The 25266-nt window shown below is 63.3% G+C and carries 20 protein-coding genes; 15 read left to right on the forward strand and 5 right to left on the reverse strand.

Annotation, left to right across the window (positions count from 1 at the left end; translation table 11 throughout):
- Window positions 1-31: 31 nt before the first annotated feature.
- The 15 genes from PLANPX_RS04235 to gmd all read left to right on the forward strand — a co-directional run bounded on the left by PLANPX_RS04235 (window position 32) and on the right by gmd (window position 17264).
- Window positions 32-1144 carry a hypothetical protein gene (locus PLANPX_RS04235; RefSeq protein WP_152097522.1) on the forward strand — a complete coding sequence of 371 codons (1113 nt, stop codon included), beginning with the start codon at window positions 32-34 and terminating at the stop codon, window positions 1142-1144.
- A 13-nt stretch (window positions 1145-1157) separates the two neighbouring features.
- The gene (locus tag PLANPX_RS04240) at window positions 1158-2015 is read left to right on the forward strand and encodes a polysaccharide deacetylase family protein (RefSeq protein ID WP_152097523.1); all 858 of its coding nucleotides are present in this window, start codon (window positions 1158-1160) and stop codon (window positions 2013-2015) included.
- A gap of 210 nt (window positions 2016-2225) precedes the next feature.
- The gene (locus tag PLANPX_RS04245) at window positions 2226-3218 is read left to right on the forward strand and encodes an NAD-dependent epimerase/dehydratase family protein (RefSeq protein WP_152097524.1); all 993 of its coding nucleotides are present in this window, start codon (window positions 2226-2228) and stop codon (window positions 3216-3218) included.
- A gap of 428 nt (window positions 3219-3646) precedes the next feature.
- On the forward strand, window positions 3647-4792 hold the full coding sequence (gene wecB / locus PLANPX_RS04250; protein ID WP_152097525.1) for a non-hydrolyzing UDP-N-acetylglucosamine 2-epimerase: 1146 nt from the start codon (window positions 3647-3649) through the stop codon (window positions 4790-4792).
- Between the two features lie 235 nt (window positions 4793-5027).
- Entirely contained in the window at window positions 5028-5324 is a 297-nt protein-coding gene (locus PLANPX_RS04255; protein ID WP_152097526.1) for a hypothetical protein, read from the forward strand.
- Between the two features lie 33 nt (window positions 5325-5357).
- On the forward strand, window positions 5358-6863 hold the full coding sequence (locus PLANPX_RS04260) for an MraY family glycosyltransferase (protein ID WP_172991863.1): 1506 nt from the start codon (window positions 5358-5360) through the stop codon (window positions 6861-6863).
- A gap of 81 nt (window positions 6864-6944) precedes the next feature.
- Entirely contained in the window at window positions 6945-8546 is a 1602-nt protein-coding gene (locus PLANPX_RS04265) for an oligosaccharide flippase family protein (protein ID WP_172991864.1), read from the forward strand.
- Window positions 8547-8762: 216 nt separating this feature from the next.
- Window positions 8763-9665 carry an FkbM family methyltransferase gene (locus tag PLANPX_RS04270; RefSeq protein WP_152097529.1) on the forward strand — a complete coding sequence of 301 codons (903 nt, stop codon included), beginning with the start codon at window positions 8763-8765 and terminating at the stop codon, window positions 9663-9665.
- 94 nt (window positions 9666-9759) lie between these two features.
- The gene (locus tag PLANPX_RS04275) at window positions 9760-11040 is read left to right on the forward strand and encodes a glycosyltransferase family 4 protein (protein WP_152097530.1); all 1281 of its coding nucleotides are present in this window, start codon (window positions 9760-9762) and stop codon (window positions 11038-11040) included.
- Between the two features lie 35 nt (window positions 11041-11075).
- On the forward strand, window positions 11076-11921 hold the full coding sequence (locus PLANPX_RS04280; protein WP_152097531.1) for a sulfotransferase family protein: 846 nt from the start codon (window positions 11076-11078) through the stop codon (window positions 11919-11921).
- A gap of 102 nt (window positions 11922-12023) precedes the next feature.
- Window positions 12024-13331 carry a hypothetical protein gene (locus PLANPX_RS04285; RefSeq protein ID WP_152097532.1) on the forward strand — a complete coding sequence of 436 codons (1308 nt, stop codon included), beginning with the start codon at window positions 12024-12026 and terminating at the stop codon, window positions 13329-13331.
- A 30-nt stretch (window positions 13332-13361) separates the two neighbouring features.
- Window positions 13362-14525: a glycosyltransferase gene (locus PLANPX_RS04290; RefSeq protein WP_152097533.1), complete on the forward strand. Its 1164-nt coding sequence runs from the start codon at window positions 13362-13364 to the stop codon at window positions 14523-14525.
- Complete coding sequence (locus PLANPX_RS04295; protein WP_152097534.1) at window positions 14522-15088, forward strand: WcaF family extracellular polysaccharide biosynthesis acetyltransferase; 567 nt, start codon at window positions 14522-14524, stop codon at window positions 15086-15088. The genes PLANPX_RS04290 and PLANPX_RS04295 overlap by 4 nt, the downstream gene beginning before the upstream one ends.
- A gap of 115 nt (window positions 15089-15203) precedes the next feature.
- Entirely contained in the window at window positions 15204-16151 is a 948-nt protein-coding gene (locus PLANPX_RS04300) for a GDP-L-fucose synthase family protein (RefSeq protein ID WP_152097535.1), read from the forward strand.
- 54 nt (window positions 16152-16205) lie between these two features.
- Window positions 16206-17264, forward strand: coding sequence for a GDP-mannose 4,6-dehydratase (gene gmd, locus PLANPX_RS04305; protein WP_152097536.1), 1059 nt, complete (start codon window positions 16206-16208; stop codon window positions 17262-17264).
- Window positions 17265-17391: 127 nt separating this feature from the next.
- Here gmd and PLANPX_RS04310 read toward each other — a convergent pair whose 3' ends face one another.
- The 5 genes from PLANPX_RS04310 to priA all read right to left on the reverse strand — a co-directional run bounded on the left by PLANPX_RS04310 (window position 17392) and on the right by priA (window position 25253).
- The gene (locus PLANPX_RS04310; RefSeq protein ID WP_152097537.1) at window positions 17392-17865 is read right to left on the reverse strand and encodes a PepSY domain-containing protein; all 474 of its coding nucleotides are present in this window, start codon (window positions 17863-17865) and stop codon (window positions 17392-17394) included.
- A gap of 272 nt (window positions 17866-18137) precedes the next feature.
- A complete protein-coding gene (gene recG / locus PLANPX_RS04315; RefSeq protein WP_152097538.1) occupies window positions 18138-20255 on the reverse strand; it encodes an ATP-dependent DNA helicase RecG in 2118 nt (705 codons plus the stop codon).
- A 210-nt stretch (window positions 20256-20465) separates the two neighbouring features.
- Window positions 20466-20930 carry a ribonuclease HI gene (gene rnhA / locus PLANPX_RS04320; protein ID WP_152097539.1) on the reverse strand — a complete coding sequence of 155 codons (465 nt, stop codon included), beginning with the start codon at window positions 20928-20930 and terminating at the stop codon, window positions 20466-20468.
- A gap of 73 nt (window positions 20931-21003) precedes the next feature.
- Complete coding sequence (locus PLANPX_RS04325; protein ID WP_152097540.1) at window positions 21004-22824, reverse strand: sensor histidine kinase; 1821 nt, start codon at window positions 22822-22824, stop codon at window positions 21004-21006.
- Window positions 22825-22943: 119 nt separating this feature from the next.
- Window positions 22944-25253 carry a replication restart helicase PriA gene (gene priA / locus PLANPX_RS04330; protein WP_152097541.1) on the reverse strand — a complete coding sequence of 770 codons (2310 nt, stop codon included), beginning with the start codon at window positions 25251-25253 and terminating at the stop codon, window positions 22944-22946.
- Window positions 25254-25266 lie beyond the last annotated feature (13 nt).

The following is a 25266-nucleotide window of genomic DNA, read 5'->3' on the forward strand; positions in this document are numbered from 1 at the left end:
ATCTTCGCCACCTCGCTTACTATCGGTCGCCATGTCGTCGCCCTCCCCTGCCCCGTCTGCCGCTGCTGGCGTCGCCAAGATTCGGCCGCTCGGGCCTGAGGACATTGGCCACGTGCGGGCGATGCTGGCCAAGCGCGACGGCCATGCGTGGGACGAACGTTCGACGGCGTGGTTTCTGCATGGGCTCGATCCGCAGCGCTGCATGGCGTGGGGGGCGTTTGTCGGCGACAAGCCGGTTGGGCTGACGTCGATGTTCTTGCGAACGCTGTCGGTCGGCGGCGGGACGGAACGAGTCGCCTATTGGGCGAACCTGTATGTCGACCCCGACTATCGCGACCAGATGCTCTACCCGCGGTTGCCGATGATGATGCTCACGTCGCTTAAGGCACTTGGGATCGAGATGCTGTACGCGCCGGTGCGGCTGCCGCAGCTGACGAAGGCTCACCTCGGGTTGGGGTTCGCCAAGGTGGGCGCCATGGAGGTGCTTGTACGGCCATTGCGGCCGGCGCGGTTCATTTGCAAGTACAAGCGGCTGGGCTGGGCGCGGCCGCTCGCCGGGACGGTGGATGCAGCGTTCGGCGCCGTGTTGGCGCTGACGGCGGCACGGCCTGCAACTGGGGCGCGGATCGATGATGGGCCGATCGAGCAGCGGCCGGTGGAGCAACTTCAGGCTGTGGCGACGCTCATCGGCGAGCGCTCGGCGGGGCGAATCGCCCAACTCTGGTCGGCCGAACTGCTGCAGCAGCGGTATGGTCAGACCCGCGAAGGCGGAAGTTACCGCTTGGCGACCGCCTGGCGGGGAGACGCGCTGCAAGCGGCGGCGATCTACCGGTTAGCGGAGCGCGGCGACGGCATTCAAGTTGGCGTGTTGATGGATTTTGCGTTCCGCGAGGGGGGCGAGGCCGACGGCGCCGTGGCGCTGCGAGCCGTCGAGAAAGCGACGCTCGCTGCGGGGGGCGAACTGCTGCTCTACCTCGATGGTTTGGGCGACGCGAATCGGCAGTTGCTCAAGCGGCGCGGGTTCCGCTCGTCGCCCGAGAACTACGAGTTCCTCGTCTGGCCGAAGAAGCTGGCGACCGCCGAGGCGCGCTTCGGCGATTGGAATCGTTGGGCCTTTTCCTTCCGCGACCACGACGCATTTTGAGAGGTGACGTGACATGAAGAGCGCCGCCGCGTCGCCGGTCGTCAACGCCCTGTCGTTCGACATCGAAGATTGGTTCCACATGGTCGGGATCGACGCTGTCGATAAGCCCGAGCTGTGGCCGACGTTTCCATCGCTGGCCGAACGCTACACCGATCAAATTCTGCAGGCGCTCGCCGATGCGAACGTGCGGGCGACGTTCTTCACGCTGGGATGGATTGCCGATCGGCACCCGGCGCTCGTGCGGCGGATTGCCGACGCGGGGCATGAACTCGGCACGCACTCGTACTGGCACCGGCAATGCTTCACGCTGACGCCGGAAGAACTGCGCGAAGATTTGCGGCGTTCGATCGATGCGATCGAAAACGCGGGGGGGCAGAAACTGCTCGGGTTTCGTGCGCCGACGTTCTCGATCATCCCGGGGAGCGAGTGGGTTTTCGACGTACTGCTCGACCTAGGGCTGAAGTACGACGCCAGCCTGTTCCCGGGCGTACATGGCGGCGGCGGGTACCCTTGTCCGATGGAACGGCACTACTTCACCGGCGCCCCGTCGGGCCGGCCGATGCCGGAACTGCCGATGAGCATGATGACGCTGCTGGGGCGGCGGATTGCGTTTTCCGGCGGCGGCTATTTGCGGCTGCTGCCGCCCTGGCTAATTCGCCGCGGGTTCGACCAGCTTAACGCTCAGGGCATCCCGGTGGTGGCTTACCTCCACCCGCGCGACTTCGCGGCGGATTGCCCGCGAGTGCCGATGCCGCCGCATCGGAAGTTCAAGTGTTACGTCGGCCTCGGATCGACGGCGGCGAAGTTCAAGATGCTGCTCGAGCGCTATCGGTTTACCACCTGCGCCGAGGTGGCGGGTATTGTCCAGTGAGCGCGTCGTTCATCCGGTCTTAACGATTATGCCGGAGAAACTAGTTTTCCGGGCCTGTCGGCGGACGGCCCGGCGGCGCCGCTTCGCCAATCCATTTACCTTCCCCAGGGAGGCAACTAGACTCAAGGCTCACGGGGATATAATCCCTAGCGGAGGCGCTAGTTACGTCCGTTCCACACGGCCTTTTCACGAAGTCGGAAGTTTAACGACATGAGCAAGAAGAAAGTCCTCGTCGCCGGCGGCGGCGGTTTCATTGGCGGTCACCTGGCGGCTCGTTTGCTGAAAGATGGCTTCGACGTCCGTTGCGTCGACGTGAAGCCGATGGACGAATGGTATCAGGTGTTCGACGAAGCCGAGAACATCGTCGCCGATCTCAAGGATCGCCACGCCTGTGATGAAGCTTGTCATGGCGTCGACGACGTTTACAACCTCGCTGCCGACATGGGCGGCATGGGGTTCATCGAAAATAACAAGGCGCTCTGCATGCTGTCGGTGTTGATCAACACCCACTTGCTGCAGGCCGCGCAGAAGGAAGGCGTGAAGCGGTTCTTCTACGCGAGCAGCGCGTGCGTGTACAACGCCGAGAAGCAAGTCAACGAAGACGTCATTCCGCTGAAGGAAGAAGACGCCTACCCCGCGATGCCGGAAGATGGCTACGGCTGGGAGAAGCTGTTCTCCGAGCGGATGTGCCGCCACTTCCGCGAAGACTACGGTCTGCGGACGCGGGTCGCGCGGTTCCACAACGTCTACGGCCCCTACGGCACCTGGGAAGGCGGCCGCGAAAAGGCGCCCGCCGCTGTCTGTCGGAAGGTGATTCACGCCAAGGAAACCGGCGCGACCGAGATTGAAATCTGGGGCGACGGCAAGCAGACCCGCAGCTTCATGTACATCGACGATTGCGTGAAGGGGATTCTGGCCATCATGGACAGCGACATCCTCGAACCGATCAACCTCGGCTCGGACGAGATCGTGACGATCAACGGTCTGAGCGATTTGGTCGAAGACATCGCCGGCGTGAAGTTGAAGCGGACGCACAACCTGAGCGCCCCCAAGGGCGTGAACGGCCGCAACAGCGACAACACGAAGATCATGCAGTACTTGGGTTGGGCCCCCGGCATTAAGCTCCGCGAGGGGATGGCCAAGACTTACGATTGGATTCTGGGCGAATACCAGGCCAAGTATGCCGCGACGGCTTCGAAGTAAGGGCCGACGCGAGAGATTGAGCAGCTACCAGGGAGGCGGCGAATTTGCCGCCTCCCTTTTTTTGTTTTTGGGTGAGGGGAGGGGAATTCTGGCGCCCGCTTCAATTCCCCCTCCCCAAGGCTCGTCATCGATTGGAGTATACATCGGCTCGCCGCATGGATTGCTGGCTGCATTGGCCCCGGAGGGGCCGAGTCATGTAGCCAGGGGCGCGAGCCCCTGGTCTTCGGTTCGAATTGGTTCCATAGCCCCGCGAGGGGCGGCACTGTTCGCCATCGCAGGCGGGAGCTGTGTCGCCCCTCACGGGGCTAAGGAGCATTCCGGTGTTTGAAACCAGGGGCTAACGCCCCTGGCTACACCATGCCGCCCCCGCCGGGGGCTAATAGCAGATGCACTTTCCCGCTCACGAGCGGAAACTTCAAGGTTTACAAATGGCTCATTGCATTGCGGTTCTCATCGGCACGCGGCCTGAAGCGATCAAAATGGCGCCCGTCATTGCGGCGTTGCGCGACGATCCGTTGCTCGAGCCGTACGTCATCAACGCTGGGCAGCATCGCGAGATGATTGCCCAGGTGGTGGAGCTGTTCGGCATCCAGGTCGACGCCGATCTCGCGGCGATGGAGCCGAGCCAAACGCTCGCCGGGTTGACGTCGCGGTTGGTCGACCGAATCGATCAAGCCCTCGCGGCGGCGCAGCCAGAGATGGTGCTCGTGCAGGGCGACACGACGACGGTGTTGTGCGCGGCGCTTGCGAGTTTCTACCGCCGGATTCCGATCGGGCATGTCGAAGCGGGACTGCGAACGGGGACGATCGATTCGCCGTTTCCGGAAGAGGCCAACCGGCGGCTGACGAGCCCACTCGTGGCGCTGCATTTCGCGCCTACGGAAACCTCGCGGCAGGCGCTCTTGGCCGAACGGATTCCCGATGAATCAATCTTCGTCACCGGCAACACGGTGATCGACGCGCTGTTGGCGGAAGTTCGCCGGCAGCAAGATGCGGAGGTGCGGGGGTCGCTCCATAGCCAATTTGAACAAGTGATCGGCAGCGACTGGAACGCGCGGCCGTTCATTTTGGTGACGGGGCATCGGCGCGAGAATTTCGGTTCCGGGTTCGAGTCGATTTGCGCGGCCCTCGCCGAGCTCGCGACGAGGCGGCCCGACGTGCTGATCGTTTACCCAGTGCACCTCAACCCGCAGGTGAAAGAAGTGGTTCACGCCCGGCTGGGGAATCTGCCGAATGTGCGGCTGATTCCGCCACAGCCGTACGCGCAGTTCGTCGCCCTGGCGACGGCGTGCAAGTTGATCCTCACCGATTCGGGCGGCGTCCAGGAAGAGGCCCCGTCGCTTGGCAAGCCGGTGCTGGTGATGCGGGAGTCGACCGAACGGCCCGAGGGGGTGGCGGCGGGGGCGGTGCGGCTGGTGGGGCCCCACGCCGACCGGATCGTCACGGAGACATTGCGGCTGCTCGACGACGAGGCGGCCTACGGGGCCATGGCCCAGGTGGCGAATCCCTATGGCGACGGCGAGGCGGCGGGGCGGATTGTCGCGGCGATTCGCCAGTATCTGAGTGGTCGTTAGACACAGTCGCGGAAGCGTTTGTGGGAGGCGTCTCCGACGCCGATGCCGGTCACAACAACCAGTGGCTCTGCCTGCACAAGCTGCTTCGGGGTCAGAGACCCCTCCCACAAGTTAATAATTTCGGCCGGCTTAGCGGGCTTGCGGGCGGGCGTGCCAGCGGCTGTTCGCCCGGCTCTCCCAACCGTTACAACCGGGCCGCCGGGGGCGTTGTAAGATCGCAACATCGCGGGCCGAGATGTTCCATTCATTTGACATGTCGGCGGCGATTGGTAACGATGACAACTGGGTCGAACGCGAGAACATCTTAGCCGGGCGAATGATCGCAACGTCTTATCTGGCCGGCAATTGCGAAGCCGCAAGTCGCCAATCGGCCAGGGCCCAAAGACGCCGCAAGCGGTCCGCCTGCCAGGCTTGGTCCGCCGATTGCTTCGACGGCCTCTTCGCGTTGTGGACAGCGAGCGAAGGCCGTCATGGCCGCATCGCCAGCTGCCTGCACGACTGCTACGACCCGACGCCGTTGATGTGCAACTAGAGGAGCCCGTACCGGATGCAGTACGTACTAACCATGAGCTGCATTGCTGCGATCGTCAGCTACCCGCTGACGCATTTCGTGGCTTCGTTGGCTCAGCGGTGGGGCTTCGTCGACCGGCCCGACGGGCATCACAAAAGTCACAAGAAGCCGGTCTCGCTCGGCGGCGGCTTTGCCGTCTTCATGGCAGCGGTGGTGACGTTCGCGGTCGAATTTTTCTCTTCGCAGAATCTGCAAGAGTCGCTTCACGACAATGCCCCGTTCCTTGCCGGCTTGCTGCTGGCGGGGGGCTGGATCGTGCTACTAGGTTTGTACGACGACCGCTTCGGGATGAAGGGGCGGTACAAGCTGCTCGGACAGATTGTCGCGGCGCTGATCGTCATTGGCTCGGGATTGGAGATCAAGGCGTTCTCACTGTTCGGCGAACGCATTCCGTTGGGTTACCTCTCCGTTCCATTCACTTTGTTCTGGTTGGTCGGCGCCATCAATTCGCTGAACCTGCTCGATGGCATCGACGGACTGGCGACGACGATCGGCATCATCCTCTGTTCGGCGATCACCGTGATGGCGCTCTGGTTCGGACAACCGGCCGTCGCCGTCGTCGCTGCGGTATTCGCTGGAGCGCTACTTGGATTTCTACGGTTTAACTTTCCGCCAGCGAGTATTTTTCTGGGCGACGCCGGAAGCATGCTGATCGGACTGATCGTCGGTTCGCTGGCAATCGGCGCCTCGCTGAAGGGCCCGGCTACCGTCGCGATGGCGGCGCCGCTGGCGATCTGGTCGTTGCCGATGTTTGATTCGTTCGTCGCGATCTTGCGGCGGAAGCTGACCGGCCGCAGCATCTACGCCACCGACCGCGGGCATTTGCATCACCGGCTGATGGCCCGTTTTGGCAAGAACACCCGCGTGCTGGCGGTGGTGGCGCTCTGCTGTGCGGTGACGTGCGGCGGCGCCTTGCTGAGCATGTTCATGCAGAACGACCTGATGGCGATCGGGTCGGTGCTGCTCGTGATTTGCATTCTGGTGGCGACGCAGATCTTTGGCCACGTTGAGTTCATGATGCTAGCCAACCGCGTGAAGTCGGTCGGCATGTCGTTCGTCAAACCCTCCAACGGCAGCGGCGCATGGCACTCGTCAGTGCGTCTACAGGGGACGCGCGAGTGGGACATGCTGTGGCAGTCGCTGATCGAATACGCGGAGAAGTCGCGGTTGGTGGAGGTGCGGATCGACCTCAACCTCGCGTCGATTCAAGAGGCGTACCATGCTTCGTGGAAGCGTCGCAGCAGTTGCGAACGCCGCGAGCTGTGGCGAACGGAAGTGCCGCTGTTCGTCAATCAACACGTCGTCGGCCGGATTTCGATCTGCGGCGAACGGACCGACGGAGCGCTGGTCTGCGATGTGATCGGCCGCGTGATGGACATGCTCGAAACGGTGGAAGTGGAGATCGCTTCGCTGGCGTCGACGCAGTCGCTGCCTCCGCAAATCGCTCCCGTTCCCGCCGCGCCCATCGAAGAGGTTTCGTCGACGCCGGTCGGCTCCTGAGCATTCCGGTCAAACCCGCGACGTTCCCGCCCTGCCAGTTCTGGCGACGTCGACCACTCGTTGAAAGCTGCGCCTCCTACCTTGTCTGCTTCCAATCCTTCAGGCGAAGCCGTTGAGCCAGCAGACCAGCCGCCGGCTGCGAGTCGGGGTCCGTCGTTGGCCGTCGTCGTGGGGCGAGGTTTTTCGTGGCTGACGCTGAGCATCGTGGCGGGGAAGCTCCTCGGCGGCGTCACGCAGTTGCTGCTTGGCCGCTGGATCAGCGATGAGCAGTTCGGCGACATTGCGATCATGCTGTCGATCGCCGCGGTCGTCAAAGTCTTTCAAGACGGCGGCGTGCCGCAGGTCCTCGTGCAACGCGGGGCCGAGGCTTTCGACCGCACGATGGGGGCGGCGTTCTGGTTGAGCATGGCCCTGGCGACGGTCTCGGCGGCGGCGCTGGCGGTCGCGGCGCCGATCATCGCCGACGTGTACGACACCCCCATGTTGACGAGCCTGTTGTGGGTCGTCGCGGCGTCGTTGCCGCTCGGGGGCATCAGCACGTTTCTGCGCGCCAAGCTGCGGGTCGATTTGCGATTTAAGACGATCGCTTACGTCGCGATGGCGTGGTTCGTCATTAGGAACATCAGCACGATCGGGCTCGCCTCGGCGGGCTTCGGCACGATGAGCCTCGCGATTCCGCTGGTGATCGTCGCGATCTACGAAGCGTTCGCCGACTATTACGCGACGCGCATCAAACCTTGGCGGCTGCCGTTCGGCTTTTCACAGTGGCCCGACTTACTGGGAAGTTCGTTCTGGGTCGGCGCCGCCGCGGTGAGTCGCGGCGTGGCGCGGATGGGCGACTACCTCGCGCTCGGCATTTTCTTGCCGATGGGTGTCGTCGGCAAGTACTTCTTCGGCTACCAATTCACGGCGCAGGTTCTTGAACTGTTGGCGACGAATCTGCAGCACGTGCTGTTTCCTGCGCTCAGTCGGCTCGCCGATCAGCCGGAGCGGCAAGCTCGCGCGATCGTTCGCAGTATCCGGATGTTGGTGTTCATTGCGGCTCCGGTCAGCGTGTGCCTGGCAGTCGTCATCAGCCCGCTGGTCACGATCCTTGACGAGATTGTGTGGAATCACAAATGGTCGTCGACGATCGGCCTCATGCAGATCTTCGCGGTGACGGCGCCGATGCGGATGTTCACGGACTTGCTCGCCGCGGCGCTGTCGTCGCAGGGAAAGTTTCGGTCGAGTGCAATCGTCTATTCGTGCGAGGGGCTGTGGCTGGTCGTCGCGGCGTCGATCGCGGTGGCGATCTACGGCGAGAACTTGGTCGGGCTCGCGGTCTTGATTTCGCTCGCACAAGCGGTGTTCAGCGTCGGGGCGTCGATTCGCATGTTGCGTGATTTCGGGATCGATTGGCAAAGCTGCCTGAGGTCGATGCTGCCGGCGTGGTTCGTCGCCCTGGCCGCCGGCGGGGGGACGCTCGCTTTGCTGGCCCTGCTGCCGGCCGGCTCCGCTCAGCTGGTGCTTTTGATCTGCGGCGGGTGCTTTTTCGGGGTGACGTTTATAGCAATGGCTAGGGTTTTTCTGGCGGCCGATCTCATGGAACTCGCCGGTTTGGCCCCGGCTAAGATCGGGCGGCTGGCGCGGGCCCTGTTGCTATTGCCTTCCCCGCCGTTGGCCTATGATAGAGCAAGCAAATGATCGGCCCATTCCTCATCCGCGGGGAGTCCGTCGTCCAGCACGACGACCCGCCGCGCGAGTCGATCGCCAAGCAGGCAGCAGCCTTTCGGCTGCGACCGAACGTCGTTGAGTGTAGGGCGGCGGCAGAGTCCATCCTTTGATCTGGTCGCAGCGCTCCGCATGTTCGCCGGCGCGTGACTGGAAACCGTCATTCATTTCACAGAGGCATCGTCGAGAATGGCCGCTCCGTTGAAAATCGAACCATCGGCTGCGACTGGCTGGTCCGACAGCAATTCGTTGATCGTTTCCGCTGCGAACTGGTGGGCCGAGACGATGCCGCGCGGCCGGGGCGCCGTGCCGCGCTTCCTGAGCAAGCTGGTGCCGAAAGGGCGCAAGGAAACATTCAAGACGAAGCATGGCGCGAAGCTGGCGATGGTGCCGCGGGTGCTCGACATCTACGCCGCGATGAAGCGCAAGGGTCGTACTTGGGATGCGTACGTTTTCGAAACGTGCCGCAGCCTGCTCAAGCCGGGGGACGTTTTCTACGACCTGGGGGGCAGCGTCGGTTACATGACGATCGAGATGGCGACGCTGTTCGCCGGCAAGGTGCGTTGCTTCACCTTCGAACCGCAACCAGACTTGGCGCGCTCGATCGCGATTTCCGCGGCCCTCAACGGCGTCGGCGACGCGGTGACAATTTTCGAAACCATGGTCGGCGAGACGGAGCGCGAAGAGACGCTGATGCTCACTTCGCACTCGCTGCACGCGTCGGTCAACGCCGCGGAAGAGGGCGGGCAAGAACTGAAACGCCAGATGGTTTCGCTCGATCAACTCGTCGGCAGCGGAGAAATTCCGCCGCCCGACGTGATCAAGATCGACATCGAAGGGGGCGAATTGCAGGCGTTCCGCGGCGCTCAGGAAGTGATTCGCCAGCATAGCCCGCACATCGTGTTTGAAGTCAACTCTTGCGCCGACCGGTTCGGCTACGGCCGCAAGGATCTCTTTGAATTGCTGCAAGGATTGGCGGAGTACGAGTTCTTCGAAATCGAGCACGATGGTTCGCTGCGTCCCGCCCGCAGCGACGAAGGAACTCCCGACATTCTCGCGCGCAGCGTCGCCCGAACCCGAGCCTCTGCGTGAGGCAACGATCGACGCGAGACGACGCTTTGCCGCCGGCAGCGCACCTCCTGCCTGATGCGGGCGAGATTCTCTCCGTCGGCCGAAAGGCTGCCCTATGAGCACCCCCGCAAAACGGAAGCTGGCGATCATTGCGAATGCGCCATCGCCCTATCGGATCGCGCAGCATCTTCGCATTGCCGATGAGCTTGGCGACCAGGTCGAGCTGTGGTCGCTGTTTCTGTGTGAACACAATTGGCAGCCGTGGAACTTTGAACTGCCGGAGCGGATTCGGCCGGTGATTTTCGGCCCCGGCGAGTCGGTGGGGAAGAAGCACAGCCTGAAGCACTTCTGGAAGGATTGGAAGAAGGGGGGCGAGGTCGTCCGCTGGCTGCAAGAACATGGCGTCGAGGCGGTGATCTCGACCGGCTATAACAGCCCGGCGCTCGTTCGCCTGATCGCCTGGTGCCGGCGGCACGGGATGCCGAACTACATGTTTGGCGACTCGAACGTTCACGGCGATCGCGTTAAAGGTTGGCGGCGGTGGTTGAAGCTGCGCTATGTGAGATGGGTTGTGCGGAGCGTGTCGGGGTTGATGCCATGCGGGGAGTATGGCCGGCGGTACTTCGAGCCGTACGGCGGCAGCGCGAAGCCCTGCTTCTTCATGCCGCACGAACCCGACTATCGCCGGATCTTTGAGGTAACTGACGAAGCGCAGGCTCGCGTTAAGCAGAAGTTTCAACTGAGCGAAGGGCGCCGCCGCATTGTTTACTCGGGGAGACTGGCGCCTGTCAAACGAGTCGACACGCTGATCGATGCGTTCGTACGAATTGCCGCGGAGCGCCCCGAGTGGGATTTGCTCGTCGTCGGCGGCGGGCCGCTGGAAACGGAGTTGAAGGCGCGAGTTCCGGAGGAGTTGAAAAACCGCGTCGCTTGGACCGGCTTCATCGACGATCCGCATGAACTGGCGACGCTGTATACGTGCGGCGAAGCGTTCGTTCTGCCTAGCAGTTACGAGCCGTGGGCCGTCGTGGTATGCGAGGCCGCTGCGGCGGGGCTTGCGATCGCGTCGAGCCGCGTCGTTGGCGCCGCCGGCGAACTGTGCCGCGACAACGTCAACGGCCGGCTTTTCACGCCGGGAGACGTCGACGGGTTGGCCGCGGCGTTGCTCGATATGACTGAGAACGACGACCGCCTGCGGCACTACCGGCTCGCGAGCTTGCGGCTGCTGGATGATTGGCGGCGGCGCGGCGATCCGGTGCAAGGCGTGCGGCTGGCGCTGGCCGAGGAAGGGCTGCTGCCCTCGCCTCCGCCGGTGACGCCGATTCCCGCGACCCCCACGACTCTCCGCGCGCAACCGCTGGCTGCGGGCGCGCTGCCGCCCGGTTCGATTCACTAGCCCGTTTCCGTAAACTGCACAGTAGTTATCGATCCATGTCGCTACCCAGCATCTTGATCATTGGCTCGATGAAGGCGGGGACCACCAGCCTGTACATGGATCTCGCGCAGCATCCGGCTGTCTTCTTTCAAGCCGACAAGGAGCCGCACTCGCTCTGCAGCGACGACGTGCTGACGCCGGCCGGCCTAGAGCAGTACGCCGCACTGTACGCAAAGGCGGAGCCGGGCCAACGCAGTTGCGACGCATCGACTGGCTACACGAAACTGCCGGACTTCCCCGGCGTGCCGGCGCGCGCGACGCAGGTGTTGCCCGCGGACTTCCAAGCGATTTACTTGGTGCGGCATCCGATCGATCGGATCGTTAGCCAGCATCATCACGAGTTCTTCGCGGGAGAAGCGGGGCCGTCGATCGACGACGAGATTCGCACGCAACCTCGCTACATCCAATACAGCCGCTACTACGAGCAGCTGGCGCCGTGGGTCGATGCAATCGGCAAAGATCGCATCCTTGTCGTGCGATTCGAGGATTATGTCGAACGTCGGCCCGAGGCGATGGAACGGATCTGCCAATTCCTGGGGCTGGACGCCGCGGAGTTCGTCGATCGAGAAGCCGTGGCGTATAATAAGAGCCAGGGCAAACCGGTGCTGTCCAGCGTCTGGCGGCAGGCGCGCGAGAGCGGTTTTTACCGCAAAATCGTGCGTCCACTGATGCCTGCGGGCATGCGACAGGCGGTGCGCGGGTTGCTGCTGCCGAAGGCGAAGCAAGAATTACCGAAGCTTAGCGCCGAGGGCAGGGAATACTTGCGTCGGGAGCTGAAAGGCGACGTTGAGGCCTTGAGCCGATATCTCAATCTCAACGAGCCGCTGTGGGAAGGCTTTTAAGAATTGAGCATGATTCGTCGCCTAGACGAAACGATTCAATTCTAACGAGCATCATCGTCGTGATCGCACGCCTCTAGTTTTCTAATTGTTGGCATTGAGACTATGGATCGCGTCGCACGGCATCTCGAGAACATCTCGCTCGCGCACTTCTTGCTCGCGCTGATCGCGATGGGCATCGCCGCCATCTTGGTTCCCAAGAAGTACGGCATGGAGATCTCGATCATCATCGCGGCCGCGTGGTTGAATCTCAATCGCTTCACGAACCTCGGTCCGATCGCATCGATTTCGAAGGCGACCTACTGGATGCCAGTGTTGTCGATTATGTGGTTCGCCTACATGCGGCCCGGAAATCGTAATCCGGTGCCGGGAATCGCGTGGCTGTACTTGATCACGCCGGTCATCGGCTGCATTTGCGTGGCGACGACGGCGGACCGCATGCTCGGTTTCGTCCAGTTTGCGAGCATGTTCTTGCTGGCGTTGACGGCGATCTTGGTGTATCGCACCGTCGACTCGGAAGAGTCGCTGATTCGCGTCGTTGCGAGCGTCTTTATCGGGCTGATGGTCCCGCTGGGGATCTCGGTGCTGGCGCTCGTGTTCTTTCGGGCGCAGTCGTTCGTGCCGGGCATCGGTCGGTTCGCACCGTTTGGGATTAACGCCAATCAACTCGTGCCGATTTTGGCGACGGTGATGGCGCTCGCTGGCTGCGGCTTGATCGGCTTCAAAGCCAAACCGTGGCGCATCGTCTGCATGGCGGCAATCGGGGCATCGGCGACGCTGCTGGTTGCTACCGCGAGCCGTCAGGGCATCGTGGTCGCGGGCATCGCCGTGCTGCCCGCGGCGTTCTGGGCGGCAAAACGACCAATCGTGATCGTGGCGATGGCGGTGGTGGCCGTCGGCGTCGGCGTCTGGTTGTTCCGCTTCACTGAAGGCGCCGCCCAGACCGACCGGTTGTCCGACGTCTCGACCTCGGGGCGTTATGAAAATGCGTTCGTCTACGCCAATACGATCGCCAAACGGCCGATCGGCGGGTTGCTGGGTACGAAGGGGCAATCGGTCGTCGTCAGCCAAGACGCTGACAAAATTCCGCATAACTCCTACGTCGGCATGTTGTACTTAGGCGGCATGCTGCTGGGCGTGCCGCTAGCGCTGGCGATGTTCAAAACGATGACGTCGATGTACTACGTCCTCCATAATCGGGCGCGCGTCAACATGCAGCCGGCGCTGCTGTGGACCGCGGCCTCGATCATGGGGGCGATCTACCTGCACGGCTTGGTGAACGACATGATCTTCTGGTCGGTGTCGACGTGGACGTTCCTGCATTACTTCCTGTCTTGCTTGTTCCTCGGGTTGGCCAATCAACTGCGCGAGAATCGTTACTCGTATGCAGCTCAGCAGTGGCAGTACGCGTAACCCCTTCACTTGGTCTACGCTCGCCGTGCCATGCCGTTTAGCTGCGTTCACTTCATCCGCGAGATTCGCTCCGAACTAGGCGGCGTCGTTACGGCCGTGCTGGATCTCAGCCAAGCAATGGCGGCGCGGGGGCATCGCGTAACGATCGTGACTTGCGATGGGCAGGACGTGCCGGCGGAATGGCGCGGAGCCGGCGATTGGCCGACTGTCATCGAGGTTCCGCACGCACGGCTTAGCAGGCAGTTTCTTAGCCGAGCGGCGCTCGCCAACTTCGGAGAGTTGCTGCCGAACGCCGACGCCGTGCATCTCCACACGCCGTGGGAGCTGGCGAACTTTCAACTTGCGCCGTTGATCAGAAGGAGCGGCACGCCGTACGTCGTGACGCCTCATGGGATGCTCGACCACTACTCGATGAGCAAGAAGGCAGCGAAGAAGCACGCATTTCTAGCGCTCGGCGGCCGGTCGCTGTTTCGCACGGCGACGACGGTGCACTTCACCGCCCAGGCCGAAATGGATCAGGCGCTGAAGTACGTGCCGGTCACGGGGAACACGGCGGTGATCAGCTGTTTGCTCGACTTGTCGGCCTACAGCGAACTGCCGGGGCCAGAGCCGACGCTGCGGGCATTTCCGCAGATTCAGGCCGACAAGTTCAAGATTCTGTTCCTTAGCCGCGTTCATCCGAAGAAGGGCGTCGATCTACTGATTCAGGCGGTCGCCGAGCTGCGGCGGCGCGGGAGGCAATCGGTGCAGGCGCTTATCGCCGGTCCCGGCGAGGAGGCGTACATCGCGGAGCTGAAGCGCCTCGCCACGTCGTTGGGAGTGCAGGACGCGGTCGAGTTTCTCGGCATGGTTCGCGGTGTCGAGAAGCGTTCGCTGTATCAAGCGGCCGACGTGTTTGTCCTGCCGACGCATCAAGAGAACTTCGGCCTCGTGCTGGCGGAAGCGATGGCGTGCGGTACGCCGGTCGTGACGACGCGCGGCGCCGACATTTGGCAAGAACTGCAATCGGGCGGCGCCGAGATCGTCGCTGCCGCGCCGGCGAGCATCGCGGAGGGGATCGAGCGCATCGCTGCCGACCCGCCGCGCTCGCGCGAGATTGGGCTGCAGGGGCGCGCGTTCGTGAACGAGTGGCTTAATCGCGATCGCGTCGCCGCTGCTTATGAAGCGATGTACCAGGAGGCGATCAAACGATGAGCGACGAGTCCTGGATTGATTTGGCCAGCTACGACAACTCCGACTTCGATCCAGGTCGAGGCCGCGGAATGCGCACGCTCTGGTATTTCGTCAGCGTGGCGCTGTTCGAAGGGGGCTGGTTTCCGGTCAGCGGCTTGAAGGTGCGATTGCTGCGGATGTTCGGCGCGCGTATCGGCCGCGGGGTGGTGATCAAACCGCATGTTCGCATCAAGTTTCCGTGGCGGCTTGCCGTCGGCGATCATTGTTGGATTGGGCAGGAGTCGTGGATCGACAACATGGTCGAGGTGGAAGTCGGCGACAATGTTTGCATTTCGCAGCTCGTCTACCTTTGCACCGGGAGCCACGATCACCGGCGGCGGACGTTCGATCTGCTACCGTCGCCGATTCGCATTGGGAATGGAGCGTGGGTCGGCGCGCGGGCGACGGTGATGCCGGGCGTCAGCGTTGGGCCGAACGCCTTGGTCGCGGGGGGGAGCATCGTGGTGAAGGACGTGCCCGCAGGCGTCATCGTGGGGGGGAATCCGGCCAAGGAGATTGGCCGTCGCGAACCCCCAGCCTCGTAATTCCACGGGTTATCCGCAATCTGCCGGGGCAAATCACCGCAAAACCGCGGGCAAATCGAGACGCCGGCGGGAAGTTGCTTAACTCTCCCGCGACCGCTGTTTAGACTCGATTCATATGATCGAACGCAACTTACCCATTTTCGTCACGGGCCATCGCGGGATGGTCGGTTCGGCGCTCGTCCGCCGGCTGTCGTCCGCTGGCTTCACCGACGTTCTCACGGCGACGCGGAGCGAGCTTGATCTGCGCGAGCAAGCCGCCGTCGACGCCTGGTTCGACGCCCATCGGCCGGCGTACGTCATCCACGCGGCCGGCACGGTCGGCGGCATTCAGGCGAACTCAACGCGGCCCGCTGAGTTTCTGTACGACAACCTGATGATCCATGCCACGGTGCTGCAGGCGGCCTACCGCACGGGCGTGGAAAAGCTGCTGTATCTCGGCAGCTCGTGCATCTACCCGCGCGATTGCCCGCAGCCGATCAAGGAGGAGTATCTCCTCACAGGCCCGCTCGAAAAAACGAACGAAGCCTATGCCGTCGCGAAGATCGCCGGCCTCAAGTCGTGCGAAGCGTATCGCAAGCAGTACGGCTGCCGGTTCATCTCGGCGATGCCGACGAACCTTTACGGGCCGAACGACAACTTCGACCTCACTAGCTCGCACGTCGTGCCGGCGCTGATTCGCAAGTTCCACGAAGCGAAGGTGAGCAACGCCTCGCATGTGCCGGTGTGGGGTTCGGGGCGGCCGAAGCGAGAATTTCTCCACGTCGACGATCTGGCCGACGCCTGCTTGTTCCTGATGAACGAGTACGAGGGCGACAGTACGATCAACGTCGGCTCGGGTGAGGATCTGACGATCGCCGAGCTGGCCGGCCTGATTCGCGACGCGGTTTGCCCTGGCGTCGAAATCAGGTTTGACGCTAGCATGCCCGACGGCACGCCGAGAAAGTTGCTCGACGTGTCGAAGCTTCACGCCCTCGGTTGGCGCCATCGCACCCCGCTGAACGAGGGGTTGGCGTCTGCCTACGAGTGGTACTGCTCCCGCTTGCCGGTCGCCGCCGCTGGTTAATCCGGTCCCGCCTAGCCTTATGCGGCGTCTCGCGCGTCGCTGCGAAGAATTGCCATGTCTGACTCGACCGCGTCGCGGAAAACTGCACTGATTACCGGCATCACCGGCCAAGACGGTTCGTACTTGGCCGAGCTGCTGCTGGAGAAGGGGTACGACGTCTGGGGGATTATCCGCCGCAGCTCGTCGTTCAACACCGGCCGCATCGATCACCTCTATCGCGATCCGCACGAATCAGACGTCCACCTGCGGCTCGTCTACGGCGATCTGAGCGATGCGTCGAGCATTAATCACATTCTCAAGCGGGTTCGTCCCGACGAGATTTACAACCTCGGCGCCCAGTCGCACGTGAAGGTATCGTTTGACGTGCCGGAGTACACGGGCGACGTCACCGGCCTCGGCGTGACGCGGATTCTCGAGGCGATTCACGAGTTGGGGCTCAACTCGAAGTTCTATCAAGCCTCGTCTTCGGAACTGTACGGCAAGGTCGTCGAAACGCCGCAAACGGAAACGACGCCGTTCCACCCGCGCAGCCCGTACGCGGCGGCGAAGGCGTATGCGTTCTACATCGCGCAGAACTACCGCGAGTCGTACGGCATGTTCGCGGTGAACGGCATCTTGTTCAATCACGAATCGCCCCGGCGCGGCGAAACGTTCGTCACGCGCAAGATCACGCGCGCGGCGGCCCGCATCAAGCTCGGGCTGCAGCCGAAGCTGTACCTCGGTAACCTCGACGCCAAACGCGACTGGGGGTTCGCCGGCGACTACGTCGAAGCGATGTGGCTGATGTTGCAGGCTGAAGTGCCGGACGACTATGTGATCGCGACGGGCGAAACGCACTCGGTTCGCGAGTTTTGCGAGGTGTCGTTCAGCCACATCGGCTTGCCGATTCACTGGGAAAGCGAGGGCGTCAACGAACGGGGCATTGGCCCCGACGGCAAGACGCTGATCGAGATCGATCCGCGCTACTTCCGTCCCGCCGAAGTCGATTTGCTGCTAGGCGACGCCGCGAAGGCGCGTCGCGATCTCAACTGGCAGCCGAAGGTGACGTTTGCGGGGCTGGCGAAGATGATGGTTGACGCTGATCTTAAGAACGAGACGGAAAATCCGCGGTAGGCCGCGGGGAAGTTGTTGTTTGGCTTCCAGCACGACTCGGCGGCCGTCAGTAGTCAGTTGTCCGTCGTCAGTTGCTGACGATGGCAACGTCTTTCGCAACTGACAACGGACAACTGACAATTTCAAATTAATCATCCAATCGATCCGACACGACTTTTCCCGTCATCGGGTCGACGTGGATCTCGTGCTCGCCATCTTTCTGGTACGTTTCGATTTCCCAGTAGCGGCGTTCGAACGAGACGTCGTCGATGTCGTCGTAGCCCGCCTTCGCGAGCAGTTGCAGAATCTCAGAGAGCGGCTTCGCGTCTTGCGGCGGGCGGGGCTCGGAATCGTCGCGGTGTTCCGACAGGATTTCGCCCGTCTTCGGATCGACGTGGAGTTCGTACGGAACGTCGTCCTTGTAAACCTCGGCTTCCCACACGCCGTCGTCCATTGATAGCTCCGTAAACGGGGCGTAGCCGGATTGTTCGAGTTGCCGCACGATCTTCACGATCGGTTGGACCTTTTCGGGCTTGGTCGCATCGCCGGGAGCGGCGGTGATGGCCGCCATCGGGGTGGCTGCCGCGGCGGTGGCCAGGACGAATGACTTCAAGAAACTCATCGCAATGCTCCTTATGAGTGGGCGTTTGAGCCGAGCGTTCTCGGATATTTCTCTGGCTGGCTCGAACGTCGGGGTGATGATCGGACGCCGTGGCGTGGGGAACTCATTGGTTCCTTGCTTGAATCATCGCCCGATGCGGTGAGATGGCGGTGAGCGGAAGATAAAATCGGCTTTATGTTCAGCGCATTCGTAGCCCCGGGCTCTGCCCGGGGGTGGCGTTGCTAGCCGCGACGCCTAGCGGAATGGAGGACACCCCCGGGCGGAGCCCGGGGCTAGCCGACGTCGCCGAGTTCCAGCGACTTGCCGTAGCGCGTCATCATCTGCTGTCGCAGCGGCGCGTTGTCGGCATGCTTCAGGCCAGGGTCGGCGGCGACGAGAAGCTGCGCCTCGCGGCGGGCTTCTTCAAGAATGTCGCGGTCGGTCATGAGATTGGCGATCCGCAGCGGCGGCATGCCGTGCTGCTGCGTGCTGAAGAGGTCGCCGGGGCCGCGGTACTCGAAATCGAGCTCCGCGAGCGCGAAGCCGTCGTTCGACTTGGAGAAGGATTCAAGCCGTTCGCGCGCCTCTTCGTTCGTCGCTTCGAGCAAGATGCCGCAGTAGCCTGCCCTGCTGCCGCGGCCAACGCGGCCGCGCAGCTGGTGAAGCTGCGCGAGGCCGAAGCGGTCGGCGCCGAGCACGGTCATCACCGAGGCATTGGGAACGTCAACGCCGACTTCGATCACGGACGTGCTCACCAGGACCTGCGTCTCGCCGCTGCGGAAGCGTTCCATCACGTCCTGCTTCTCGCCGGAGGTCATCCGGCCATGCAGCAAGCCGACGCGGAACTCGGCCAGCTCGCCGTTGGTGAGCCGCTCGAACGCTTCGGCGACGCTTGGCGCCGGCATGTTCTCCGATTCGTCGACGAGCGGGGCGACGACGAACGCTTGCCGCCCCTCGCGCAGCCGTTCGCCGACGAAGTGCCACCAGCGCGGCTCTTGCTCGGGTTCGACGAGGTAGGTGTTGATCGGCTGCCGCCCGGCGGGGGAGGCGTCGAGAGTGGAGAAATCGAGATCGCCGAAGAGCGTCATGCTGAGCGTCCGCGGAATCGGCGTCGCGGTCATCACGAGGTAGTGGGGCGCCACGTCGCCTTGCCGCAGGGCGGAGCGCTGCCGCACGCCGAACTTGTGCTGCTCGTCGACGACGATGAGGCCGAGATCCTTAAATTTTACCGACTCTTGGACGACGGCGTGCGTGCCGATGATGAGATTGACCTCTCCCGCAGCGAGTCGGCGGAGCGTTTCGTCGCGTTCGCTGCGGGTGTTGCCGCCGGTGACGAGGGCCCATTCGACGCGGCTCTCTTCGAGCATCTTCGCCAGCGTCTCGGCGTGCTGGCGGGCGAGGATTTCAGTGGGCGCCATCAGCGCCGCTTGCCGGCCGTTGGCGACGCAAACGAGCATTGCGTAGAGGGCGACGATCGTTTTGCCGCTGCCGACGTCGCCTTGCAGTAGGCGGTTCATCGGACGATCCAGAGCCATGTCGGCGGAGATTTCGGTGATCGCCTTCTCCTGGCTGGCGGTCAGTTCGAACGGCAACAACCGGCGAATGCGGGCGTCGACCTTCGCGGTGGCGGGGAGTTCATACGCCTTTAGCTGCCGTTGTTCGCTGCGGCGGATCGAGAGGGCGAGCTGCAGGACGAATAGTTCCTGGAAGATGAAGCGGCGGCGGGCTTGTTCAAGTACTTCGCGGTCGGCCGGCTGATGGATCGCGCGGACCGCCTCGACGAGCGGCATCAGCTTGTATCGCTTGAGCAGCGGCGACGGAAAAACTTCCTCAAGCTGATCGGCGAACTCTTCGACCGCCGCCTGCTCGATCCGCCGCATGTGATACTGCGATAGGCCCTCGGTGAGGCTGTAGACCGGCAGTAGCTTCGCGTCGAGCGTCGCCTCTTCGTCGGCGAGTACGGTGACCTGGGGGTGAGACATTTCCCACATGAGGCCGCGCATCTTCGGCGACGCGGTGAGCAGCACGTGCATTCCCTCGCGGAAGCGGTCGCGCATGAAGGGCTGATTGAACCACATGCCGCGGAGGTGGCCGGTGCCGTCGGAGATCAGTACCGCGAGGCGGCTCTTGCCAAAACCTTTCGAGGTGGCCGAGATTTCCGCGACGACGCCGCGGACGCTTTGGAGCCGGCCCTCTTCGAGCTGCTCGATCGTCCGTTCGTTGGAGAGATCTTGGTAATCGCGGGGGAAGTTGAAGAGAAGATGCCCGGCATTGCGGAGGCCGATGCGTTCGAGCAGTTGGGCTCGCCCCGGGCCGACGCCGCGGATGAACTCGACCGGCGTCGCGAGGCGACGTTTGACGTCGTCGGACGGCGTGGCGGAGGTCGGCGGCGGGGAGGGGAGAGGATCCATGCCGCTATCTTAACGCGATGGCTCGGCGGAGTGGATGCTTCATTTAGAGCCCGGCAAGCTTGCGGGAGAAAATGAAACCTTGAGGTCCCCTCCCCTTGATGGGGAGGGTTAGGGAGGGGTGAATGAAGCGGGTACCAGAGATCTACCCCCTCCCCCCGCCCTCCCCTCGAGGGGGAGGGAGCCAGAACATTCTGAGTAGGTAACCGGGTTCTACTTGCCGAGCAGACGTTGGTACGCCTCGACCGCCATGCCGTCGACGCGGTCGTTTTCGAGATGCCCGCTGTGGCCGGCGACGCGGGTGTACTTCACCTGATGCTGCGCCAGCAGCCCGTCGAGCCGTTGCCAGAGTTCAGCGTTTTTCAGCTCGGCGAACTTGGTTCCTTCCTTGCGGCGCCAACCGTTCGCCTTCCACTTCGGCATGTACTCGGAGATTCCTTTGCCGACGTAGACGCTGTCGGTGAAGACTTCGACTCGCGTCGGCCGCTTGAGCGTCGCGAGACCCTCGATGACCGCTTGGAGCTCCATGCGGTTGTTGGTTGTCTCGCGTTCGGCCCCGGAGCGTTCCATTTCCTTACCGGTGGCGGGGTGGATCAGCAGAAAGGCCCAGCCGCCGGGGCCGGGGTTGCCGCTGCAGGCGCCGTCGGTGTAGAGCAGAACTTCGGGGGAGATCGTCATGGCGGATTCAGCGAGCGGCGCGGTGGCAACGAATGAGAGGAGATAGCTTCTCCCCAAACGTGCGAGGCGTCAATTAGAGGGCGTCGCCATCCCCATTGTGACCGCCGACCGCGGCCAGCGGCCCGTCGCTGCGAGATTTTGCTAGCTGCCGGAGCTCGTCAGCGAGCGGCGATTCGATGCGATTCGGTTCGGCGACGCTCCAGGGCAAGATGACGGTGAACTCGCTTCCCTTGCCGAGTTCGCTCTCCAGCGTGACGTCGCCGCCGAGGAGCCGGCAAAGTTCGCGGACGATCGACAGGCCGAGGCCGCTGCCAGAGTACTCGCGGGTCATCGCGTTGCCGCCGGCGAGTACGTTGGAGCCTTGGCGGAACTTTTCGAAGACCGTCACTTGCTCGGAATCGTTGATGCCGACGCCCGTATCGGCGACGCTTAGCCGCAGATCGCCGCGGCGATCTTTGCGGGCGGAAACGTGGATGCGGCCGCCGTCGGGGGTGAACTTGATCGCATTCGACAGCAAGTTGTTCAGCACTTGCTCGAGCTTGCCGCGGTCTTGGCGAATTGGCGGCAGACCGGCGGCGATTTCGCAGTCGAGGTCGATGTGCTTCTTTTCGCTCAGCGGGCGGGCCAGATCGCACTGGGTGAGCACCACGGCGCCGATGTCGAATTCGCTCGCCCGCACTTCCATGCGGCCGCTTTCGATCTTCGCAAGATCGAGAATGTCGTTGATCATGTCGAGCAACTGCCGGCCCGATCGTTCGATGTTGCCGGCGTACCGACGCTGCTTGTCGTCGAGCGCCTTGCCTTTGGCGAGTAGATCGCTGAAACCGAGGATACTGTTGAGCGGCGTGCGGAGTTCGTGGCTCACCGTGGCAAGGAAGTCGCTCTTCACCTGGTTCATTTCGAACAGCCGCATGTTCACTTGGGCGAGCTCGTCGATCTTGCCGTCGAGTTCGTCGTTGACGCTGCGGAGTTGATCTTGCTGGCGGAGAAGCTGCCGCAGCATCCGGTTGAACGCGGCGCCAAGCTCTTCGAATTCGTCGCCCGTGTGAATGACGGCCCGCTGTTCGACGTCGCCGCGGCGAATCGAGTCGGCCACTTCTCGCAAGTGGGCGAGCGGCTTGACGATGATGTAGCGGATAATCACATAGAGCGCCGCCATCGCCAGGAAGACGGTGATCACGCCCAGGGTGATTAGCAGCGAGCGGTTTTTCGCTTGGGCGTATTGCGTGTCTTTCGTGTTCATCGTCACGCGAAAGACTGCCATCAGGTCGCCCTGCTTCAGGTCGGGCAAGACGAGCTGGTCGACGCTGCCTTTCTGCTTGTGGCAGACAATGCAGTCGGCCTTCGCGAAGACCGGCTGGTAGTAGACGTACGAGCCGTTGCCGCTGGACGGGCTTTCGCGCCAGAGCTGGTTCTCGGGATCTTTGTGGGCGTTGACGATGCCGGCGTCGTCGAACTTCCCTTTCTCGCGCATGCTGTCAGCGAAGTCGGACCACTCCTTCATCCATGTGAATTCGTACTCTTCGTCAGGGCGTTTGGAGTCGGTGGGATTCTTCGGGTAGCGCGTCTCCCAAGTGATCTCACCGCTGCGGAAGAGGTTGGCCAGCGATTCGTTCGCTTTCTCGTTGGCTCGCTTTTCTTGATCGCTGATGCCGGCTGTGTCGCCCGACATGCTCGTCGAGACGACTCCCTTGTGGGCGTCGAGCATCGCGTAGTCGACGAGCGCTTTGCCAACCGACCGGTTGAGGTACTCGTAAACGATGCGATCGGTGGCCGTGCTGTACCACCAGAAGCTGCCGGAGATCAGCACCAGGAGGCAAGTGCCGAAGAGCATCCGGCACTTGCGTTCGAGATTCGTCTCGCCGAGAGCGCGTTTGAAACTGCGATAGCTCATGGCGATACGAGTCGTGTGAAGCTGGGAAGATCTGGCGGGACTGGTTTTATTGTAGGGCGGGGGCGCATGGGGGGCCAAGATCAAGCCGCAATCGGGACAGTGCGGCGGATTCGCCCATGCTACTGCATATCCCACGGGTCGACGTCGGCCATCCAGCGGACGCCTTCGGGGGGCGTAAAGCCTTCGGCGGCCGTGCGGACGGCTTGTCGCAGCGCTGCCGCATCGGGGCCTTGCAGCTGCAAGTGGAAGCGGAAGTCGCCCCGCAGTCGGGCGATCGGCGCCGTGCCGGGGCCGACCACTCGCATTCTGGGGATGCCAGCGGCGGCGATCGCGGCTTTCAGGCGGCCGCCCAGCGTGGCGGCCGTTTCGCGGACGACCGCCTCGACCGGGCCGCGCACCACGACGCGAATCATTGCGGTGAATGGCGGGTAATGAGCCGCCCGGCGGACGGCAAGTTCGTGCTCGGCGAAGCGCGGGTAGTCGTGCCGAACCGCCGCCATGATCGCGGGGTGCTCGGGATTGAGCGTCTGCACCAGCACGCGGCCGCCCCGTTTGCCGCGGCCGGTTCTGCCGGCGACTTGGGCGACGAGTTGAAAGGTCCGCTCCGCCGCGCGGAAGTCGGGGAGGTGCAGCGCCGTGTCGGCATTGATGACGCCGACGAGCGTGACGTTCGGAAAGTCGAGCCCCTTCGCGATCATTTGCGTGCCGAGCAAAATCTGAAACTCGCCTCGCTGGAACGCCGAGAGGACGTTGTCGTGGCTGCCGCGCTGCCGCATCGTGTCGACGTCCATGCGGGCGCATTTGAAGTCGGGGAAACGCGACTTCACTTCCTCTTCGAGCTTCTGCGTGCCGACGCCGCCGTAGCGGATGGCGGGCGACTTGCAGTCGGGGCAGGCCCGCGGCGGCAGGGCTTCGTGATCGCAGTAGTGGCAGAGGGCCGTGTTATGTTGGCGGTGGTAGGTGAGGGCGAGGTCGCAGTATTCGCACTTCAGCACGAAGCCGCAGGCGGGGCATTGAATGTGGGTCGAGAAGCCGCGGCGATTCAGCAGCAAAATCACCTGCCCGCCGCCGCGGAGCGCTTCGACCATCGCCTGATGGAGCGGCCGCGTGATCGCCCCGCGGCCGAAGCGCGTTTGGGCAGGATCGCGCATATCTACCGTCATCACGTCAGGCAGCGGCAGGTTCATCACCCGTTTCGGCAGGGAGATCTTTTCGAACTCACCCTGCTGCGCCCGGACCCAGGCCTCGAGCGAGGGCGTGGCGCTACCCAAGATGAGCGGAATGCTCTCTGCCTGCGCCCGTTGCCAAGCGACGTCGCGAGCGTGGTAGCGTGGCGCTTGGTCTTGCTTGAACGTCGTTTCGTGCTCTTCGTCGATGACGATCAGCCCGAGATGGGGCGTCGGGGCGAATACCGCGCTGCGGGCCCCGACGATCACCTCGACTTCGCCGCGGGCGATGCTTTGCCAATGCTGGTGGCGTTCGGCATCGGTGAGGTGGCTGTGGAGCACGGCGACGCGATCGAAACGGGCGCGGAAGCGGCGGACCGTTTGCGGCGTGAGGCTGATTTCGGGCACGAGGACGATCGCTTGGCGGCGGAACTTGGCGACATGCTCGATCGCCTGCAGGTAAACTTCCGTCTTGCCGCTGCCGGTGACGCCGTGCAGGACAATCCCTTTCGCCTCTCCCGAGTCGAGGGCGGTGCGAATCGACTCGAAGGCGGCCGCTTGATCGGGGTTGAACTCCAACGGCGTCTCGCGCTGCCACTTCTGCTCGGCGCCGCCGCCCGTGGCGACGCGCGCGACGGCGGTTTCGATGAGGCCGTGCTTGATGAGGCCCTTGATCGGCGCCAGCGAACAGTCTGCCGACTCGGCGAGTTCGGGTATCGTGAGCGGGCGGTCGCTGGCGAGCAGCGTTTCGAGCGCCTTCAGCTGCTGCGGCGAACGGAGCTTGAGCGTTTTGAACTTTTCTAGGGCGCCGTCGGCGGGCGTCAGGAACTTCACCTCCCGCGTGCCGGCCATGCCGCGAACGCCGGCCGGGACCACCGCCTCGAGCACCTGTCCCCAGGGGCAGAGGTAGTAGTCGGCCATCCACTGCGTGAGCCGGAGCATCGCCGCGGAGAGCAAGACGCGCGAATCGACGACGGCGGAGATTTGCTTGAGCCGCCGGGCGTCGACGCGTTTCATCTCGACCGCGACGCAGTAACCGGTGACTTCACGATCGCCCCGGCCAAACGGCACGCGGAGGCGACGGCCTGCTTCGGCGAATCGCTCGGGTTCGGCCGGATCGGCGAGGCTTTCGGGCACCAGATAGTTGAATGGTCCCTTGGGACCCGTCGGCAGGACGACCGACGCAACGGTTCGCAGCTCGGCCTCGTCGATCTCCCACGGCGCAGGTTCGGCGTCGAAGAGGTTGCGCTGATTGGGAGGCATGCCGAGAGCGGTC

It is taken from the genome of Lacipirellula parvula, from assembly GCF_009177095.1.
Taxonomy (GTDB): domain Bacteria; phylum Planctomycetota; class Planctomycetia; order Pirellulales; family Lacipirellulaceae; genus Lacipirellula; species Lacipirellula parvula.